The following is a 391-nucleotide window of genomic DNA, read 5'->3' on the forward strand; positions in this document are numbered from 1 at the left end:
AAACTCTATTGCTGGAGTATCGCCAAGCGGTAAGGGCAGAAGAGAGAGGTTTTGATCCCTCACTCGTCCACCCCCAGATTCAAATCCTGGACCAGTAAAGATTTGAGATTTCGTTGGAGTATCGCCAAGCGGTAAGGCAGCGGGTTTTGATCCCGCCATTCCCAGGTTCAAATCCTGGTACTCCAGCCAACCTTGCGGGAGTGGCGGAATTGGTAGACGCGCTGGATTTAGGTTCCAGTATCTTCGGATGTGTGAGTTCAAGTCTCACCTTCCGCACCATGTTCTTGATAAGAACTAAAACTATCGACCCTTTAGTTGGAGTATCGCCAAGCGGTAAGGCAGCGGGTTTTGATCCCGCCATTCCCAGGTTCAAATCCTGGTACTCCAGCCA

Annotated in this window: 3 tRNA genes; all 3 read left to right on the plus strand. The window is 50.6% G+C overall.

Features of this window, described 5'->3' with window-relative positions:
- The first annotated feature begins 114 nt into the window (after positions 1-114).
- Positions 115-189, plus strand: a tRNA-Gln gene (locus C2M24_RS05970).
- Between the two features lie 5 nt (positions 190-194).
- Positions 195-279: transfer RNA gene (locus C2M24_RS05975), tRNA-Leu, on the plus strand.
- A gap of 37 nt (positions 280-316) precedes the next feature.
- Positions 317-391: transfer RNA gene (locus tag C2M24_RS05980), tRNA-Gln, on the plus strand.

The organism is Pseudoalteromonas sp. T1lg22, assembly GCF_002964645.1.
GTDB lineage: Bacteria > Pseudomonadota > Gammaproteobacteria > Enterobacterales > Alteromonadaceae > Pseudoalteromonas.